This window comes from Rhizobacter sp. P2_D12 (genome assembly GCF_056404395.1).
The window spans coordinates 1-16,173 of sequence record NZ_JBFUEB010000128.1; the positions used below are offsets into that span (position 1 = coordinate 1).

At 70.6% G+C, this 16,173-nt stretch carries 15 protein-coding genes and 1 pseudogene; 6 read left to right on the top strand and 10 right to left on the bottom strand.

Annotated features, from left to right (window positions below; translation table 11 throughout):
• From AC1DYN_RS28080 to AC1DYN_RS28105, 6 genes and pseudogenes are all read right to left on the bottom strand, one after another.
• Nucleotides 1–172: pseudogene (locus AC1DYN_RS28080) on the bottom strand (EI24 domain-containing protein); the annotation flags it as partial.
• Nucleotides 173–221: 49 nt separating this feature from the next.
• Entirely contained in the window at nt 222–1,214 is a 993-nt protein-coding gene (locus AC1DYN_RS28085; RefSeq protein ID WP_477965290.1) for a sterol desaturase family protein, read from the bottom strand.
• Between the two features lie 17 nt (nt 1,215–1,231).
• Nucleotides 1,232–2,014 (bottom strand): polysaccharide deacetylase family protein, encoded by a 783-nt coding sequence (locus AC1DYN_RS28090; protein ID WP_477965292.1) that lies wholly within the window; start codon nt 2,012–2,014, stop codon nt 1,232–1,234.
• On the bottom strand, nt 1,998–3,017 hold the full coding sequence (locus AC1DYN_RS28095; RefSeq protein ID WP_477965316.1) for a YVTN family beta-propeller repeat protein: 1,020 nt from the start codon (nt 3,015–3,017) through the stop codon (nt 1,998–2,000). Before AC1DYN_RS28095 ends, AC1DYN_RS28090 begins: the two co-directional genes overlap by 17 nt.
• 103 nt (nt 3,018–3,120) lie before the next feature.
• Nucleotides 3,121–3,933 (bottom strand): TIGR00266 family protein, encoded by an 813-nt coding sequence (locus tag AC1DYN_RS28100; RefSeq protein WP_477965294.1) that lies wholly within the window; start codon nt 3,931–3,933, stop codon nt 3,121–3,123.
• A 60-nt stretch (nt 3,934–3,993) separates the two neighbouring features.
• Nucleotides 3,994–5,112 (bottom strand): hypothetical protein, encoded by a 1,119-nt coding sequence (locus AC1DYN_RS28105; RefSeq protein WP_477965296.1) that lies wholly within the window; start codon nt 5,110–5,112, stop codon nt 3,994–3,996.
• A 161-nt stretch (nt 5,113–5,273) separates the two neighbouring features.
• Here AC1DYN_RS28105 and AC1DYN_RS28110 point away from each other — a divergent pair, with 161 nt between their 5' ends.
• Together AC1DYN_RS28110 and AC1DYN_RS28115 are read left to right on the top strand one after the other, a co-directional pair.
• The gene (locus AC1DYN_RS28110) at nt 5,274–5,765 is read left to right on the top strand and encodes a heme-degrading domain-containing protein (RefSeq protein ID WP_477965298.1); all 492 of its coding nucleotides are present in this window, start codon (nt 5,274–5,276) and stop codon (nt 5,763–5,765) included.
• Between the two features lie 114 nt (nt 5,766–5,879).
• Nucleotides 5,880–6,608: a PadR family transcriptional regulator gene (locus AC1DYN_RS28115; RefSeq protein WP_477965300.1), complete on the top strand. Its 729-nt coding sequence runs from the start codon at nt 5,880–5,882 to the stop codon at nt 6,606–6,608.
• 25 nt (nt 6,609–6,633) lie between these two features.
• Here AC1DYN_RS28115 and AC1DYN_RS28120 read toward each other — a convergent pair whose 3' ends face one another.
• Nucleotides 6,634–7,965, bottom strand: coding sequence for a DUF6445 family protein (locus tag AC1DYN_RS28120; protein ID WP_477965302.1), 1,332 nt, complete (start codon nt 7,963–7,965; stop codon nt 6,634–6,636).
• Nucleotides 7,966–8,136: 171 nt separating this feature from the next.
• On the opposite strand from AC1DYN_RS28120, the gene AC1DYN_RS28125 reads away from it, so the two are divergent.
• The 4 genes from AC1DYN_RS28125 (at nt 8,137) to AC1DYN_RS28140 (ending at nt 12,444) form a co-directional block, all read left to right on the top strand.
• The gene (locus AC1DYN_RS28125; RefSeq protein ID WP_477965304.1) at nt 8,137–9,300 is read left to right on the top strand and encodes an imelysin family protein; all 1,164 of its coding nucleotides are present in this window, start codon (nt 8,137–8,139) and stop codon (nt 9,298–9,300) included.
• A 41-nt stretch (nt 9,301–9,341) separates the two neighbouring features.
• On the top strand, nt 9,342–10,715 hold the full coding sequence (locus tag AC1DYN_RS28130; protein ID WP_477965318.1) for a di-heme oxidoreductase family protein: 1,374 nt from the start codon (nt 9,342–9,344) through the stop codon (nt 10,713–10,715).
• Entirely contained in the window at nt 10,712–11,809 is a 1,098-nt protein-coding gene (locus tag AC1DYN_RS28135) for a DUF1513 domain-containing protein (protein WP_477965306.1), read from the top strand. The genes AC1DYN_RS28130 and AC1DYN_RS28135 overlap by 4 nt, the downstream gene beginning before the upstream one ends.
• Before the next feature lie 77 nt (nt 11,810–11,886).
• The gene (locus AC1DYN_RS28140) at nt 11,887–12,444 is read left to right on the top strand and encodes a hypothetical protein (RefSeq protein ID WP_477965308.1); all 558 of its coding nucleotides are present in this window, start codon (nt 11,887–11,889) and stop codon (nt 12,442–12,444) included.
• A gap of 2 nt (nt 12,445–12,446) precedes the next feature.
• On the opposite strand, the gene AC1DYN_RS28145 is transcribed toward AC1DYN_RS28140, so the two are convergent.
• From AC1DYN_RS28145 to AC1DYN_RS28155, 3 genes are all read right to left on the bottom strand, one after another.
• Complete coding sequence (locus AC1DYN_RS28145; RefSeq protein WP_477965310.1) at nt 12,447–14,468, bottom strand: LTA synthase family protein; 2,022 nt, start codon at nt 14,466–14,468, stop codon at nt 12,447–12,449.
• Between the two features lie 12 nt (nt 14,469–14,480).
• The gene (locus AC1DYN_RS28150; protein ID WP_477965312.1) at nt 14,481–15,107 is read right to left on the bottom strand and encodes a hypothetical protein; all 627 of its coding nucleotides are present in this window, start codon (nt 15,105–15,107) and stop codon (nt 14,481–14,483) included.
• A partial coding sequence (locus AC1DYN_RS28155) for a sialidase family protein (protein ID WP_477965314.1) occupies nt 15,104–16,173 on the bottom strand: 1,070 nt, incomplete at its 5' end. The genes AC1DYN_RS28150 and AC1DYN_RS28155, both read right to left, overlap by 4 nt.

A 16,173-nucleotide genomic window follows, 5' to 3' on the forward strand; every position in this document is an offset into this window, starting at 1 on the left:
CCCATGAATCGAGCAGGTAGCGCACGCCGTCGATCGCGTCTTCCCAGAAGAAGTAGCCGAGCGTGAAGCTCAGCCCGACGAGCAGGGCCAGCGGCAGCAGGGACAGGACGATGACGCGCGGATGCAAACAATAGGCAGCGGCGCGCCAGAAGGAATCGAACAGCGGTTTCACCATGGGGCCGCAGAATAACCCGTAGCCCGGATGCCCATCCGGGATGCCTTCAAGCGCGTCGGCCGAACGCCCTCTTCAACCCCAGCCACTGCTGGTGCCAGAACCCCTGCCCGTACTCGCGCCCCCCGGCCTCGGGCAGTTGGTCGCGGATGCCCGTCGGGTCGTAGCGCAGCTCGAAGTTGGCGGTGCGGAACAACACGTCCCAGAGGGGAAACAGCACCGCGAAGTTGTGCCCGCCCAGCGTGCCGCGCCCGGCCGACTCGTGGCCCAGCCCGATGCTGTGGTGCAGCCGGTGGAAGCGCGGGCTGACGAACACGCGCTCGAACACCGGCCCGAACCACATCCGCAGGTTGGCATGCGACAGGCTTTCGAGCAGCTGCGTGCAGGCCACCACCGCGATGAACTGCCCCGGCGGGATGCCGATCAGCCGCGCGACGACGACGATGATGCTGTCGCGGATCAGGTCGTCGAGCAGGTGGTTGCGGTTGTCGCTCCACATCGTCATCTGGCGCTGGCTGTGGTGCAGCGAATGCAGGCCCCACCACCAGTGGAATTGATGCTGGCCGCGGTGGATCCAGTAGTCGACGAAATCGAACACCAGCAGGTAGGCGACCAGGCTGAACCACGCGGTGTCGGTGACGCCGGGCCACCACGGCCCGAAGGCCTGGTCGAGCTGCCAGGTCGGCAGTCCGGCCAGGCGCGCAGCGCCGAAGGCCTCGTCGAAGAACGGGTCGACCGCGAAGAACAGCCCGACGCGGAACAGCCCGAGCCGGTGGATCAGCGTGTACAGCACGTCGTTGCGCACCGCGCGGCGATCGGTCACCGGCTCGACCGGCCGCCAGCGCTCGAGCGTGCCGATCACCACCAGCAGCACGACGATCTGCAGCACGCCCACCAGCAGCCAGCCGGTGGCATCGAACGCATCCTCGACGACGTTGCCCAGGCCCAGTTGAAAAGCCAGTGGTTGGACGACGCCTTCGAACAATGCCTGCTGGACCTGGCCGAAGGCGTCGGTGAAGGCGAGCAACAGGCGATCGAGCATGGCGGGAAAGGGGTTACTCAGTGCCGGGCGGCATCACGGTAGTCCGGATGATCGCGCAGCGTCATGAAGCAGAAATGGCGGTCCTTCAGACCCTGGATCAGCGGCTCGAGCACGGCGGGCGCCCACGGGTCCTGGCGCGACCAGATGCCCAGGTGGGCCAGCAGCACGTCGCCGGGACGGATGTGATCCAGCGCGCGCTGCAAAAGTTGCGCGTTCGGGAAACGATCGCTCGGCAATTCATCCCCCAGGAAGCCGGCCGGGCTCCACGCCACGTGCGTCCAGCCGCAGGCCTTGGCGGCGGCCAGCAGGGCCGGCGAGGTCTTGCCCCCGGGCGCACGGAACAGGTGCGGCATCGTTTGCCCGGTCATCGCGTGGAAGCGGTCGGCCGGGCGCTGCAGCTCGGCGCAGTACTGTGCCGCGGTCCAGGTCAGCAGCTTGCCGGCATCCGGGCCGGCGCTCGGCCGCACCTTGAAACCGCCCTTCGCGTCGCCGCTCTTCACGTCCGCCACCCAGTAGACGTGGTCGAAGGTGTGCGAGCCGAACGCATGGCCTTCGGCGGCACGGGCCTTCCACCACGGCGCCCATTCGTCGTCCAGGCTGGATCCGTCGGTCTTGGTCTTCTCGTTGGCGAGGAAGAACGTGGCCTTGACCTGCTGGCGCTGCAGCACCTGCGCCACCAGCGGGGCCACGCCCATGTGGCCGGTGTCCAGCGTCAGGTAGACGGGCTTGTCGCAGCCCGCCGCATGGACGTTGCCGGCCAGCAGCGCGGCGATCAAGGCCAGGCTAGCGGCGCGACGCATGGTTCAGCGTCCACACGCCGTGCGGCGAGCGGCCCACCGCCACCTGGCGAATCACCTGCTTCTTGTCGATGTCGATCAGCGTCAGCTTGCGGGCCCAGCGCGAGCTGACCAGCAGCGTCTTGCCGTCGGCCAGCACGTCGATGCAATCGGGGCCGCCGGGTGCCGGGTAGCTGTCGACCACGCTCAGGCTGCGCGTGTCGATCATGCTGATGGTGTTGGCCACGCGGTTGCTGACGAATACGTGCTGGCCGTCGCCACGGCTGCGGAAGGCATGCGCGCCGGCACCGGTCAGGATGCGCTTGACCAGCTTCGGCTGCGCCTGCGTGACGTCGTAGACCTCGACGAACTCGTCGCCGGTCAGGCCGACGAAGAGCAGCCGGTCATCGGGCGTCAGGTAGACGTCGGCCGGCAGCTTGCCGACGGTGATCTTCCAGCGCGGCTTTTGCGTCAGCAGGTCGATCGCCATCAGCTCGTCGCTGTCCTGCATCGACGCGTAGATGACCGTGCTCTTGCTGTCGATCGACAGGTGGCTGGGCGTGCGCGAGGCCGGCACGCGGCCGGCGAGCTTGATCGGGTTGGCCGTGTCGGCCGGCTCCCAGCGGTAGATGTCGATGTGGTTGAGGCGGTTCGCCGCGGTGACGAACCACTTCATGTCGGGCGAGAAGCGCAGGTGGTAGGGGTCGGGGATCTTCGTGATCGTGCGCTGCACCTCGCCGGTGACCGGATCGACCAGGGTCAGCGAATCGCTCAGCGCATTCGCGACGATCAGGGATTTCTCGTCGGGCGTCAGGTAGAGGTGGTGCGGTTCCTTGCCGGTGGGGATGCGGCGGATCTCGGCGAACGTGCGGGCGTCGATCACGCTGATCGATGCGTCGAGCGAGTTCAGCACGAAGATCGGCGGCTTCGGCTTGTCCGCCGCCTCGGCGGCCACGGCGGACAGCCCGCAGGACAAGCAGGCGACCAAGGTGGCGATCGAGCGGAAACGGGGCAGCGCAGACAGCAGTTTCAAGACCAATACCGGCAAGGGAAACCAGCATTTTAGGGTGAGCGCAGCGTGCGCCCACCTTCGAACAGGCCTGCGGAAGCCTTTCTGTTCCGCGGCTCGCCTATTCGTCGTCACCGCCGAGGATGCCGCCGAGCAGGCCGCCGGTGGCGAAACCGCCAAGCACCGAGCCCTCTTCGCGGCGGCCGCCGTTCTGCGGTGCGGCGGCGAACACGCGCGAGGCCAGGCGCGAGAACGGCAGGCTTTGCAGCCACACCGTGCCGGGGCCGGTGACCTTCGCGAAGAACAGGCCTTCGCCGCCGAACAGCGCGGTCTTGATCTTGCCGACGTACTGGATCTCGAAGTTGACGTTGGGCGTCAGTGCGACGATGCAACCGGTGTCGATCAGCAGCGTCTGGCCGGGCTGCAACTCGCGCTTGAGCACGGTGCCGCCGGCATGCACGAACGCAAGGCCGTCGCCTTCGAGCTTCTGCATCACGAAGCCTTCGCCGCCGAAGAAGCCGACCGACAGCTTCTGCTGGAAGAAGATGCCCAGCGACACGCCCTTGGCGGCGCACAGGAAGGCGTCCTTCTGGCAGATCAGCGTGCCGCCGAGCTGGCGCAGGTCCATCGGCAGGATCTTGCCGGGGTACGGCGCGGCGAAGGCCACCTTGCGCTTGCCCTGGCCCTGGTTGGTGTAGACGGTGGTGAACAGCGACTCGCCGGTGATGAGCCGCTTGCCGGCGCCGAGCAGCTTGCCGAAGATGCCGCCCTGGTTGGCCGAACCGTCGCCGAAGACAGTGTCCATGCCGATGCCGGCATCCATGTACATCATGCTGCCGGCCTCGCCGACCGCCGCCTCGCCCGGGTCGAGCTCGACCTCGACGAATTGCATCTCGGCGCCCTTGATCTCGAAGTCCACCACGTCCATTGCCACGTTCATGCTCCTGGTTGCGAACGGGGCAAATTCTGACATCGTCTCGATGACGCCAGCGGCTCAGGCACGAAGGGCTGGGATCAACCGGCCCCCAACGGCCCGGCTGAGCAACTGCAGCACGTCGCCCGCCCTGCGGATGCCGTGCCATGCCGCATGCATCGCGTGCCTCGCGACGAACCGGACCAGGTCGAAGCGCTCGCCGCGCGGCTTGTACGCCCGTTCGGGCCCCGGGCACAGCAGGCTGTCCTGCCATGCGAGGCGCCGCCCCGGTTCGTAGGCCGGCGCCAGGTGGGCCGCAAAGCCGACGTATTGCGCCAGCAGCATGCCGCTGCGGCGGTCGGTCAGCGACAGCTGCGCACGCGCCACCCAGTGACGCCGGTCCTCGGCGGTGGAGATGTCGCGGCCCGTCAGCAGGTAGCGCGCCGTGCTCTCGCGCACCGGTGCCTCGACCTGTTGCAACGGGTCGGCGCGGGCCAGCCGATCCAGCACCTCGGCCGCAACGGCCGGCGGCAGCAATGATGCGCGGCCGGCCATGTCCCACCACAGCTTGGGGGCCGTGACCGTGATCGCACCGCGCGCGCTGTGCCGCAGGTCGCGTTCGACGAAGGCGAACGGCAGCGCTGCCAGCAACTCGCCGGCGCCCACCTGCTCGAACCAGTCGACCGGCAGCCGGTACTGGCGCTCGTGCATGCGCTGTGGATCCGGCTCGCCATGGCGCTGCTGCACCTCCTGCATGCGCGGCGGCAGCGAAGGCAGCGGTGGCGCATCCGGCAGCGCCAGCCGGCGCGCCGGCTCGATGTCCAGCAGCACGCCCTGCTCCGCCGGCAGCACCATCGGGGTCTCGGCGACGACCAGGCGGCGTTCGGTGCCGCACAGGCGTGCGAGGTATTGCATCGCGTCGCGCACCAGCGCGTCGTTGAAGGCGCGCAGCTCGGTGCGGTCACGCTGCAGCAGGTAAGCGCGGTACGAGAGCAGCCCGAAGCCGTGAACCGCGGCCAGGCCCAGCCCGCACAAGGCCATGCCCGCGACGCGGCGCGCGGCCGACAGGCGGCGCACGGCGGGCCAGGCCGCCACGCACAGCAGCAACAGCGCGACAGCGGCAAGAGCAGGGCCCGCCCAGGCCCACTGCGACTCGGGCAAGGTGTCGGGCAACGACGACAACAGGGTACTGGACGACATGTCCGCATCCTTTGCAAAAAGGGGTTGATCGGCTACGGCGGCCGCAGTGTCGAGGCACGATTCACGCCCCACCAGACACCCATGCGGCATCTGCATCGGCCCGGTACAGTCGCCCCGTTGTTGCCGCTTTCCACCCCCTTTTCACCCCGGATTCAGACCCCATGAACCACGAGCAAGACCTGAAATCGATCGCCAAGCAAGAGGATTGTTTGCGTCCTCACAATTTCGATGCGGATACCGCATGGGGTTTGGGGGTCCGGCTGAAGCAAATGGCCGAGTCGCGTGCAGTGGCAATCTCCATCGAGATCCGGCTGGCGCGCGAGACGGTGTTCTTTTTCGCGATGCCCGGCACCTCGCCGTCGAATGCCGACTGGGCACGGCGCAAGCGCAACACGGTCGAGCTGATGCAGCGCAGCTCCTATGGCATCGGCCGCGCCAACGCACGCGACGGCAGCTCGCTCGAAGCGAAGATGGGCCTGCCGCTGCGCGACTACGCCGACCACGGCGGCAGCTTTCCGATCGTCGTGCCGAAGGTTGGCTGCGTCGGCGTCGTGACGGTCTCCGGCCTGCCCCAGCGCGAAGACCATGCGATGGTGGTGGAGGCATTGGCCGAGCTGTGCGGCGTGCCGCTGGACGACGTCCGCCTCGCCTGACACGGGGCGAAGGGCCGGCATGGCCCTGCCGACCGGAGGGAATTGCCGTATCGCCGATATATATCGTACGATACGTTTACAGACTGACTCTCAGATACATCACAGGACACCGCCATGCATCCATCCTTCTTCGACCGCTTCCAGGCCTTCGGCCGCGGCCTGCGCCATCCGCATCACGGCCATCACGGCCATTGCGACCCCGGCGCCCACCACCATGCCGGCCGCCACCACCACCGCGGCTTCCAGGGCTTCGGCTTCGGCGGCCACCCCGATTTCCCGGGCGACGTGTCGCGCGGCGCCGGCGGCCTGGGCCCGGGGCGCAAGCTCGGTTCGGCCGACCTGCAGTTGCTGATCCTCGCGCTGCTGGCCGAGAAGCCGCGCCACGGCTACGAGATCATCAAGGCGCTGGACGAGCGCTCGAACGGCTACTACAGCCCGAGCCCGGGCATGGTCTATCCCGCGCTGACCTACCTCGAGGAGATCGGCCATGCGACGGTGCAGGCCGATGGGGCGAAGAAGCTCTACAGCGTCACCGTCGCCGGCCTGAGCCACCTGGACGAGAACCGCGAGGCGGCCGACACGCTGCTGCGCCAGCTGGAGTGGATCGGCCAGCGCATGGAACACCTGCGCAGCGCGATGGCCGAAGACCCGCAGGGCCGCAGCGGCCGGGGGGGCCGCGGGCGTGGGCACGAACGCGGCAGCATGCCGGAGTTCGCCGCCGAGGTGCGCGAAGCGCAGCACGCGTTGCGGCATGCGCTGATCGACAAGGCCGGCGCGTCGCTCGACGAGCAGCGCCGCATTGCCGACATCCTGGCGCGCGCCGCTGCCGAAATCAAAAAATAAACGGCCCGCCCGTCGCGGCTGCGCGTCAGCGCTCGGCCTCGAAGTGGAACAGCTGCACCAGGCGGCCGTTCTCGGCGCGCTCGCCGAACAGCTCGGTGATCGCGTGGAAGAAATCGCTGCGGAACACGATCAGCCGGTTGAAGCGCATCGGCACCTCGAACAGGTATTCCCAGGTCGCGTCGCGCTGCTGCTGCCACTCGGCGAACGCGAGCCGGCGGTTGATCGGCAGGTGGCGCTTCTGGAAGTCGAGGAAGCCGGCGTGGCCCATCGCGCGCAAGGCCGCGTCGTCGGGGCGGCGGTCCCAGCCGGTCGCGCGGTGGCGGAAGAAGCGCGTGCCGCCTCGGCAGTCTTCCGGCCGGCTCAGGTACAGCACGCCACCGAAGATGTTCGGCAGCGTCGGGTTGTCGACGTGCACGTCGGCGCGCGCGTCGTCGGCGGCGAGGCTGACGCGCAGCGCGCCGTTGTCCGGCGAATCCCACTTGATCGCGCGGCCCAGCATGTCGGCGATGCGCTGCATCGCCAGGCCGACCGGTTGCGGCGGCGTCTGCACGCCGGGGAAGTTGCCCTGGGCCGAGCGCTGCGCCTGCGTCGCGCACAGGCGCAGCGCCTCGGCGCGGAAGGCCTGCGGGTCGGGCAGGAAATCGTCGACGACGAGCAGGTCGCGGTCGATGCAGGCCTGCGCCAGCGCCGCGGCATCGAAGCTGGCCGCCCGCTCCAGCAACGCGGCCGGCGAGCCCTGCGGCGCCGGCGACGCCACGTGCGCAAAGCCCAGGTTCAGCCGCTCGGCGATGCGCGGCGCCAGGGCCAGCGCGCGCTGCGCGTCCTGCGCCGCCTCGGGCAGCGCCCAGCGCAGGTAGCGCAGGCGCGCCAGCGCTTCGTGCCAGTTCGCCTGGCCGGGCGCGACCTCGATGGCCGCGGCATAGTGCCGCTCGGCCTCGTCGAAGCGCTGCAGCTGCACGCACAGCCCGCCCAGCATCGCCAGCGCCTCGGCATCGCCGGGCTTGAGCCGGCAGGCGGCCTGCACCTCGATCACCGCCTCGGCGAGCTGGCCCTGCTGCACCAGCGCCGTCGCGAGGTTCATGCGGTAGTCCGCCGCATCGGGCCGGCGCGCGATCGCACGCCGCACGAACGCGATGCCGAGCAGCGGCTGGCGCAGGCCCAGGTAGGCCACGCCCAGCAGGTGCAGGCCCTCGGCATTCTCGGGATCGGCCGCCAGTGCCGCCTGGTAGCGCGCGAAGGCTTCGTTCAAGTGGCCTTGCGCATGCAGGGCGCGGCCCTGCGACAGCAAGGCTTGCGCATCCACCGGATGCGGCGTGGCCGGCACTGCCCTGACAGGCCGGAAATTGATCTTGTTCATGGGAGCGCGGAAACGGTTTCGGACAGCATCAGATCGCGGCTCGAAAAGTCTGGCAGCGGCAGGGTCTTTCAAGATCGGACACCGCCCGACATGCACCGACATGTCGCATCGCGCCCGAAGCGCGGCCGGCGTGGTCTATATTCGAACGCCCAGGGTCTGCAAGAACCGTCCATGAACAAGCGCCAGATGCTGCACGCCGTGGCCGCGGCCATGGGCACACTCGCGCTTGCGCCACGCACCTTCGCGGCGGTCGACGCCGATGCCGTCGTGCGGCAGTACGCCGACCTCGTGCACGCGTCCTACGGCGACAGCCTGGCCGGCGCGCTGGCGCTGCAGCAGGCCATCGGCGCCTTTCTGGCCGCGCCTTCGGCCGACACGCTGACAGCCGCCCGCAGCGCCTGGATCGAGGCGCGCGAGTGGTACGGCCAGACCGAGGCCTTCCGCTTCTATGCCGGCCCGATCGACGATGCCAAGGGCCCCGAGCAGCGGCTGAACACCTGGCCGGTCGACGAGTCGTACATCGACTACGTGAAAGACCGGCCCGACAGCGGCCTCGTCAACAACCCGAAGGCCGCGCTGACCAAGGCCGCGCTGGCCGCCTCCAACATCCGCGGCGGGCTCGAGAACATCTCCACCGGCTGGCATGCGATCGAGTTCCTGCTGTGGGGCCAGGACCTGAGCGAGACCGGCCCCGGCGACCGCCCGTTCACCGACTACGTCGACGGCAAGGGCCCCCATGCCGGGCGGCGCCGGCAGTACCTGGCCGCGGTGGCGGCGCTGCTGGTCGACGACCTGCGCTATCTGGTGGCCGCGTGGGCGCCCGGCACCCCGGCCAACTTCCGCGCGAAGTTCGAGCGCGGCGGCCTCGAGTCGGTGCGCCGCATCATCATCGGCATCGGCGCGCTGTCGCGTGCCGAGCTGGCCGGCGAGCGCATGGAGGTCGCGCTGAACACGCAGGACCAGGAGGACGAGCAGTCCTGCTTCTCCGACAACACCCACCGCGACATCGTCAACAACGCGATCGGCATCGAGAACGTCTGGCTGGGCCGCTACAAGCGGCGCGACGGCAGCCTGCTGCAGGGCCCGTCGCTGCGCGACCTGGTGGCCGGCAAGGACGCGGCCCAGGCCGAGCGCACGACGCGCCAGATCGCCACCTCGGTCAGCGCGGCGCAAGCCATCCAGCCACCGTTCGACCGCGAGATCCTCGGCAGCAAGAGCGCGCCCGGCCCGATGCGCGTGCGCGCGACCATCGACAGCGTGCTGGCCCAGGCGCGCGAGATCGGCGCCGCGGCGGCGGCGATCGGCATCACGCGCCTGAACATGGTGAAGCCGTGAAATCGTGGCTCGTGGCCGCGCTGCTCGGCGTCAACGGCGCGATGCTGCTGCACGCGGCACCGCCCGCCGACGAGCTGGCGCCGGACGAACAGACCGGCGGCGCCACCACCGTCGCCGCGACCGGCCGCAACGCGTTCTCGTTCGCGGCTGCCAACCTGGACGACGCGGAGCGCACGCGCTTCGCGGTCGGCAACTCGTTCTTCCGCCGCAACTGGGTCGAGGCGCCGTCGTCGACCGCGGCGCGCGACGGGCTCGGCCCGCATTTCATCGCGCGCTCGTGCGGCGGCTGCCATGTGCAAAGCGGGCGCGGCGCGCCGCCCGACTACGCGAAGCCGCTGAAGGAAGCGCCGGTGGCACTGCTGCTGCGCCTGTCCATCCCCGGCGAAGGACCTCACGGCGGGCCGCGCCCCGACCCGATCTATGGCGACCAGCTGCGCACGCTGGCCGTGCCGGGCGTGCGCGTCGAAGGCCGCGCGACGCTGCAGGTGCGCACGCTGCGCGGCAGGTTCGACGACGGCACGCCGTACACGCTGCGCCAGCCGCGCTTCGGGCTGGCCGGGCTGGCGTACGGGCCGGCGACGCGCGGCCTGATGGTGAGCCCGCGGCTCGCCTCGCAGCTGATCGGCATGGGGCTGCTCGAAGCGATCCCCGAAGCCGAGATCCTTGCCAACGCGCAACGCCAGGCCGCCGCCCCCGGGCCGGTCAAGGGCAAGCCGAACCAGGTGTGGGACGCCTTCAACCAGCGCATGATGCCGGGCCGCTTCGGCTGGAAGGCCAACGTCGCGACGCTCGCGCACCAGACCGCGGCCGCCTTCGTCGGCGACATCGGCATCACGTCGTCGCGCTTCCCGCAGGAGTCGTGCACCTTCACGCAGGACGACTGCATGAAGTCGCCGCGCGGCGCAAAGGGCGAAGGCCCGGAGATCGACGACCGGACGCTGGGCGACGTGGTGTTCTACCAGGCGAGCCTCGCGCCGCCGGCGCGCCGCGACCCGGGCCATGCGCAGGTGCGGCACGGCCAGGCGCTGTTCGAGCAGGCGCAGTGCGGCGCGTGCCACCGGCCGAGCTACATCACCGGCGACAGCCCGCTGCCGGCGCTTGCCAGCCCGGCGCTGAAGGGGCAGACCATCTGGCCCTACACCGACCTGCTGCTGCACGACATGGGCGACGGCCTGGCCGACGGGCGGCCCGACTTCCTGGCCGATGGCCGCCAGTGGCGCACGCCGCCGCTGTGGGGGGTCGGGCTGATCCGCGACGTCAACGACCACCAGCAGCTGCTGCACGACGGCCGCGCGCGCGGCGTCCTCGAGGCCGTGCTGTGGCATGGTGGCGAGGCCGAGGCGAGCCGCCGCCAGGTGCTGAAGATGACGGCCGCCGAACGCGCGGCGCTGGTGCGCTTCGTGGAGTCCCTGTGAGCACGCCGCGCCGCCGCTGGCTGCAGCACTGCGGGGGCGCGGTGCTGGCGTGCGCGAGCCCCGCGCTGTTCGCGGCGCACGCGCCGGACGAACTCGCTGCCGCCTGGCAGTCGCCCGATGGGCCGGGCGTCGGCGTGCTGCGGCTCGACGGCGGGCAGCTGCGCGTGCGCTCGCGCATCGCGGTGCCCACGCGGGCCCACGGCGTGCTGCAGGAACCGGCYGGCACGCTGCTGGCGGTGGCACGCCGCCCCGGCGACTGGCTGATGCGCTGGGACCGGCACGGCCGCGTGCTCGCGCTGGCGTGGATCGAACCGAACCGCGCGTACAACGGCCACGTGATCTGCAACGCGGGCGGCGACACGCTGTACACCAGCGAGACCGATCTCGACACCGGTGCCGGCCTGATCGGTGTGCGCGATGCCCGCACGCTGGACAAGCGCGACGAATGGCCCACGCACGGCCAGGACCCGCACATGCTGCTGTGGGACGAACAGGCCGCGCCGTTCACCCGGCTGGTGGTCGCCAATGGCGGCATCGCGATCCGACCGGAGACCGGGCGCATGAAGCTGGACCTCGACCGCATGGACTCATCGCTGGTGCGCCTCGACGCGGCGCGCGGCGCGGTGGCGGGACGCTGGCAGCTCGACGATGCGCGGCTCAGCCTGCGCCACCTCGCATGGCATGGCCACGGCGCCGGCGCCGTGCTCGRCATCGCGCTGCAGGCCGAGCACGACGACGCGGCGCTGCGGGCCGCCGCGCCGGTGCTCGCGCGCTTCGACGGCACCCGCTTGCAGCCGGCGCCCTCGCCCGCGCTGGCCGGCTATGGTGGCGACATCGCGGCCGTGGCCGGCGGCTTCGTCATCGGCTGCCCGCGCGCGCAAGGCCTCGCCCGCTGGCGCGGCGATGGCCGATGGCAAGGCCTCGATCCGTTGCGCGACGCCTGCGCGGTGACGCTGGACGCATCTGACAGGCTGTGGGCCGGTGGGCGCGTGCAGGCGCGCCATGGCGATCGGTCTCTGGTTGGCCTGCCGATTGGTATGCAACTGGACAACCATTGGCAGGTGTTGCGGGACGTGGCGGCGAAAGAGGGGTAACGCGCGGTAACCCGATGAGCTGGTGCGGCGGTGCTCCGATATCGTGCACGGACAACAAGCCTCCACAGGGAGATCGAATGAACCGTGTGCTCTCATGGCCTTTGGTGCCGATCCAGCCGCAGCATCTCGAACAGGTGGCACGCAGCCGCCACGTCGCGCTGGTGGGTGACAAGCAGGCCATCCGGCTGTTCTTCCCGTTCGGCGTCATCGAGATGCTGCTCGCACCGCACCAGGAGCCGATGGACGTCGGCACCGAGGTCTACGTGTGGTTCAAGGGCGGCGGCTTCCTGTGCGGCCCGAAGGCGCAGATCGACCACGACGAACGCGAATCGCGGCGTGCATTGCGCCGCGTGAAGGCCGCACGCGCGGCGCTGGCGACGAGCCGTGCCGAACGCGCCGCCCGCCTGGCCGCCGACATCGACATCCTGCTGCCGGACCTCGATGCCGCGATCCCCGACAACGGCGACAGCGACCTCGCGCCGCTCGATTCGTCGCCCATCCCGATGGACACCGCTGCCGGCGACCTCGACGAGCACCACGAAGTCGCCCATCCAGCCACGCCCCGCGATCCGGCTCTGCCGGGCGCAGGGGTGGCGCCCCTTGGGGGCAGGAGCGAAGCGACTGGGGGGCCCTGACCCTAATCCACCAGCTTGTGGTTGTGGGTCTGCAGGTACAGCGCCGCATTCCCGTAAGCCGCCGGGAAGTGGCCCCACTGCTGCTGCAGCGCCGCGATCTCCGGTGGCACCGGCTGCTGCTGCAACAGGTTGGTCGACGGCTTGTCCGACAGGATGTCGAACACCGCCGGCGGTTGCCGGTCGACCAGCATGTGCGTGCCGACCAGCACGCCCTGCTGGCGCGGCCCGGTGAACTGGAACTCGAACGCGACGCGGCTGGCATCGAACTGCGGGTCCAGCAGGTCGCGCCCGAGCGTCGTGTTGCGGTAGGCGATGCCGGCCAGCGACGCGAGCGTCGGCAGCACGTCGACCTGCTGCGCCCACGAATCGATACGGCGCGGCGCCACGTGGCCCGGCGAATAGACGAGGAACGGCGTGTGCCCCTGCGTGATCGCCAGGTCGTGCCATGACTTCGGCAGGTGCGGCCCGGTGACGCCGATGATGCCGTGGTCGCCGATGAACGCGAAGATCGTGTTCTTGAAGTACGCCTCCCGGCGCGCCTGCTGCATGAACTGGCCGATGCACCAGTCGAGGTAGGCGAAGGCGCGGAATTCGTCCACCGAGATGAAGCCGTTGTCCTCCAGCTGCGCGTCGGTCGGCGTCGGCGGCTTGAAGGCGGCCTTGTCCTCGTCGGGGATGGTGTACGGCCGGTGGTTGCCGCTGGTCTGGATCATCGCGAAGAACGGCCGCTGCTGCGCGCGGAACATCTCGTTCGCCTCCAGGAACAGGTTCTTGTCCGAGACGCCCCACACGTCGACCACCGGTGACTTGAGCCGCGTCTGCTCGACGATGTCGACGCCGTCGATCGCCGCCGTCAGCACGCCGCGCACGTTGGCCCACGAGGTGCTGCCGCCGATGAAGTAGAACTTCTTGTAGCCGGCGAACTCGTTGATGATCGACTGCTGGTTGGTGGCCGCCGGGTTGCGCGACGCGGTCGACTCGACCGACACGTCGGGCATGCCAGTGACGGTGGTGAACACGCCGCGCGCGGTGTGGCCGTGCGCGCTCATCATGCGCGTGAACAGCAGGCCCTCCTTGGCCAGCGCGTCGTAGTTCGGCGTCGCGCCCAGCGGGCTGCCGATCGCGCCCACCTTGTGCGCGGCAAAGCTCTCCAGCAGCACCAGCACCACGTTCATCGGCGGGCGGCCGGCCATCTCGGGTTTGGCCGGCGTGCTGCGCAGGAACGAGATCGGCTCGCCCGGCTTCAGCGGCGGCAGCCCGACGAAGGCCCGGATCGCGTCGGCATCCGGCCGCATCTGCGCATCGTCCAGGCGCTGCGCGCGGAAGGTCCAGGTGTCGTACAGGTTGTGCAGCGGGTTCAGCGACAGCTGCTGCGCGAACGCGTTCTGCAGCTCGATCGAATCGCTCCAGCGCAGCGGGTACTGCGAGAACTTGCCGTGGATCGCGAACACCGCGAGCAGCACGACGCCGGTCTCGGCCAGCCCGACCTGCCAGCGCCGCTGCGGCACATCGGGGCGCGCGGCAATGCGCCGCCACAGCCAGCCGAAGATGACGTGGCACAGCAGCAACCAGGCCGCCACCGCCAGCAGGATGCGGCCCACCGGGTAGGTCTGCGTCACCATGCCGGCCGCTTCGCCGACATCGCGCGCGAGCGAGAACACCACCGCCGACAGGCGCTGCGACAGGTACGCGAAATGCCCGGCATCGAGCACCACGCCGGTCGCCCACAGCAGCGCGGCAAGCATCCAGTACGCATGCCAGAAGGCGCGCGCACGCGGCGGGCGCAGGTGCTTGCCGAGCCACGGCAAGCTCGCGAGCAGCCAGGCCAGCAGCACGGTGTCGAGCGCGACGCGCAGGTCGAAGCGCACGCCGAGCAGCAGGGCCGCGGCCCAGTCGCCGGCCGCCATCGCCGCACCGGGCGGCGCGAACCACAGGCCGAACGCGGCGCGGGCGATGCTGCCGACCCCCAGCAGCACGGCGGCCATCGCAAGGGCAAGACGAAGATGGGGACGCAACAAGGACATGGCGTGATTCGATCAGGACATCGTGACGGACGTTCGGCGGCGGCGCAGCCACAGGACGGCAGCGCTGCCGCAGCGCCCCAGCGCCCACAGCCACAGCAGCGGGTCCAGCAGCGCATCGAACAGGTTGCCGGTGGGCAGGCGCGCCACCGCATGCAGCGTCAGCGCCAGCAGCACGGCCCAGCCGGCCCAGGCCTGCCGGCCGCGCACCGCTGCCGCCAGCGCCAGCACCGACAGCAGCACGCCGGCCAGCGGCGCCTGCACCGCGTCGAAGCCCCAGGCATAGAGGCCCAGCGACAGCGCACCGGCCGCATCGGCATACAGCAACGCGCCGCCGGCCAGCAGCAGCGCCGCGAGCGGCAGCGGCAGCACCTGCAGGCCGGGGCGATCGACGAAGCGCAGTCCGACCGAGGCCGCGCACAGCATCGCGAGCAAACCACTCGGCTGCTGGAACGCCAACCCCAGCCAGAATGCCGGCGAAGCCGGGCCGGGCAGCCACATCACCGCCAGGCCGAGCGCCACGGCGACGGCACGCGCCCGTGCGCCACGCAGCGGCAGCGCCGCCAGCAGCACGGCGGCAGCGACCACGCCCCAGGCCAGGCGGGCCCAGGCGACCTGCAGCGCCAGTTCAGGCAGCGTCATGGCGCGGCCTCCGGGTAGTCGATGTCATAGACCTGGTGCCCGATCGCCTTGCGCTGCGCGGTGTAGGTGACGTGCAGCTGCGCCCCCAGCTGCTGCACCGACGGGTACGAGAACTCGTCGCCGGCCACGCCGCGCTGCACGTCGAGCGCCGGCGTCCAGGCCTGGGCGTCGGCCGACGTCGACAGGCGCAGCCACTGGCGCGGCGAACCGCCCGGCAGCGTGTCGTTGTGCAGCATCACGTAGCCGCCGTTGGCCAGCCGCAGCGCGGCCACCGAATCGTCGCGGTTCGGGATGTCGAGCGCCGGCAGGTCCTGCCAGTGCCGGCCGGCATCGTGGCTGACCGCCTGCTGGATGCGGTGCGCCGGGCCGATGTCGCGCATCACCGCGCGCAGCTCGGTGCCCGACAGCGGCAGCAGCGCCGGCTGCAGTGCGGTGGTCGAACGGCCGATGCGGCTGATCCAGCGCGGCGCGCCATCGGCATCGAACGAGACGACCAGCGGGTACTTGTTGCGCAGCTCGAAGTACGCCGGCAGCAGCCAGCCGCCGTCGCCCAGCCCGACCGGATTGCTGCGCACCAGCACGCTGGTGTTCGCCAGCGGCGTCAGCGGCAGCATGCGCTGCACCGAGAAGCCGTGCGCCGCATCGTCCGACACCAGCTGCACCACGCGCGCCGCCGCCCAGCCGCCCAGCCCGGTGGCGACCATGAAGACGTGGACGCGGCCATCGGGCGCGGTCCAGGCCGACGGGTTGCCGATGCGTCGCACGCCGAAGCCGAGCTGGCGGCCGAGCGACGCGCGGTCGGCCACCTTCTGCGCGGCGCTCCATTGGCCGCCGGCATGGCGGGCGACATACAGCGACACGTCGGGTGCGCTCTCGCGCGAACCGGCCCACCAGAAGGCCAGCAGCTCGCCGCTCGGCAGCACGGTCAGCGCGCTCGCATGCGCCGCCGGCACGCCCTCGGGCATCGGGATCAGCCCCGCGCCGCCGTGCGGCACCAGGCGCGGTGCCCGGGCGGGCTGCGGCGGCGCCTTGACGGCCAGAAGCGGCTCGCGCGCCGGGCCGGCCG

Excerpts from the sequence above, each read along its gene's own strand:
- AC1DYN_RS28115 (WP_477965300.1), top strand. The coding sequence starts at position 5,880 with ATGCATCCATCCTTCTTCGACCGCTTCCAGGCCTTCGGCCGCGGCCTG.
- AC1DYN_RS28120 (WP_477965302.1), bottom strand. The coding sequence starts at position 7,965 with ATGAACAAGATCAATTTCCGGCCTGTCAGGGCAGTGCCGGCCACGCCG.
- AC1DYN_RS28085 (WP_477965290.1), bottom strand. The coding sequence starts at position 1,214 with ATGCTCGATCGCCTGTTGCTCGCCTTCACCGACGCCTTCGGCCAGGTC.
- AC1DYN_RS28110 (WP_477965298.1), top strand. The coding sequence starts at position 5,274 with ATGAACCACGAGCAAGACCTGAAATCGATCGCCAAGCAAGAGGATTGT.
- AC1DYN_RS28150 (WP_477965312.1), bottom strand. The coding sequence starts at position 15,107 with ATGACGCTGCCTGAACTGGCGCTGCAGGTCGCCTGGGCCCGCCTGGCC.
- AC1DYN_RS28130 (WP_477965318.1), top strand. The coding sequence starts at position 9,342 with ATGCTGCTGCACGCGGCACCGCCCGCCGACGAGCTGGCGCCGGACGAA.
- AC1DYN_RS28140 (WP_477965308.1), top strand. The coding sequence starts at position 11,887 with ATGAACCGTGTGCTCTCATGGCCTTTGGTGCCGATCCAGCCGCAGCAT.
- AC1DYN_RS28125 (WP_477965304.1), top strand. The coding sequence starts at position 8,137 with ATGAACAAGCGCCAGATGCTGCACGCCGTGGCCGCGGCCATGGGCACA.
- AC1DYN_RS28145 (WP_477965310.1), bottom strand. The coding sequence starts at position 14,468 with ATGTCCTTGTTGCGTCCCCATCTTCGTCTTGCCCTTGCGATGGCCGCC.
- AC1DYN_RS28105 (WP_477965296.1), bottom strand. The coding sequence starts at position 5,112 with ATGTCGTCCAGTACCCTGTTGTCGTCGTTGCCCGACACCTTGCCCGAG.
- AC1DYN_RS28090 (WP_477965292.1), bottom strand. The coding sequence starts at position 2,014 with ATGCGTCGCGCCGCTAGCCTGGCCTTGATCGCCGCGCTGCTGGCCGGC.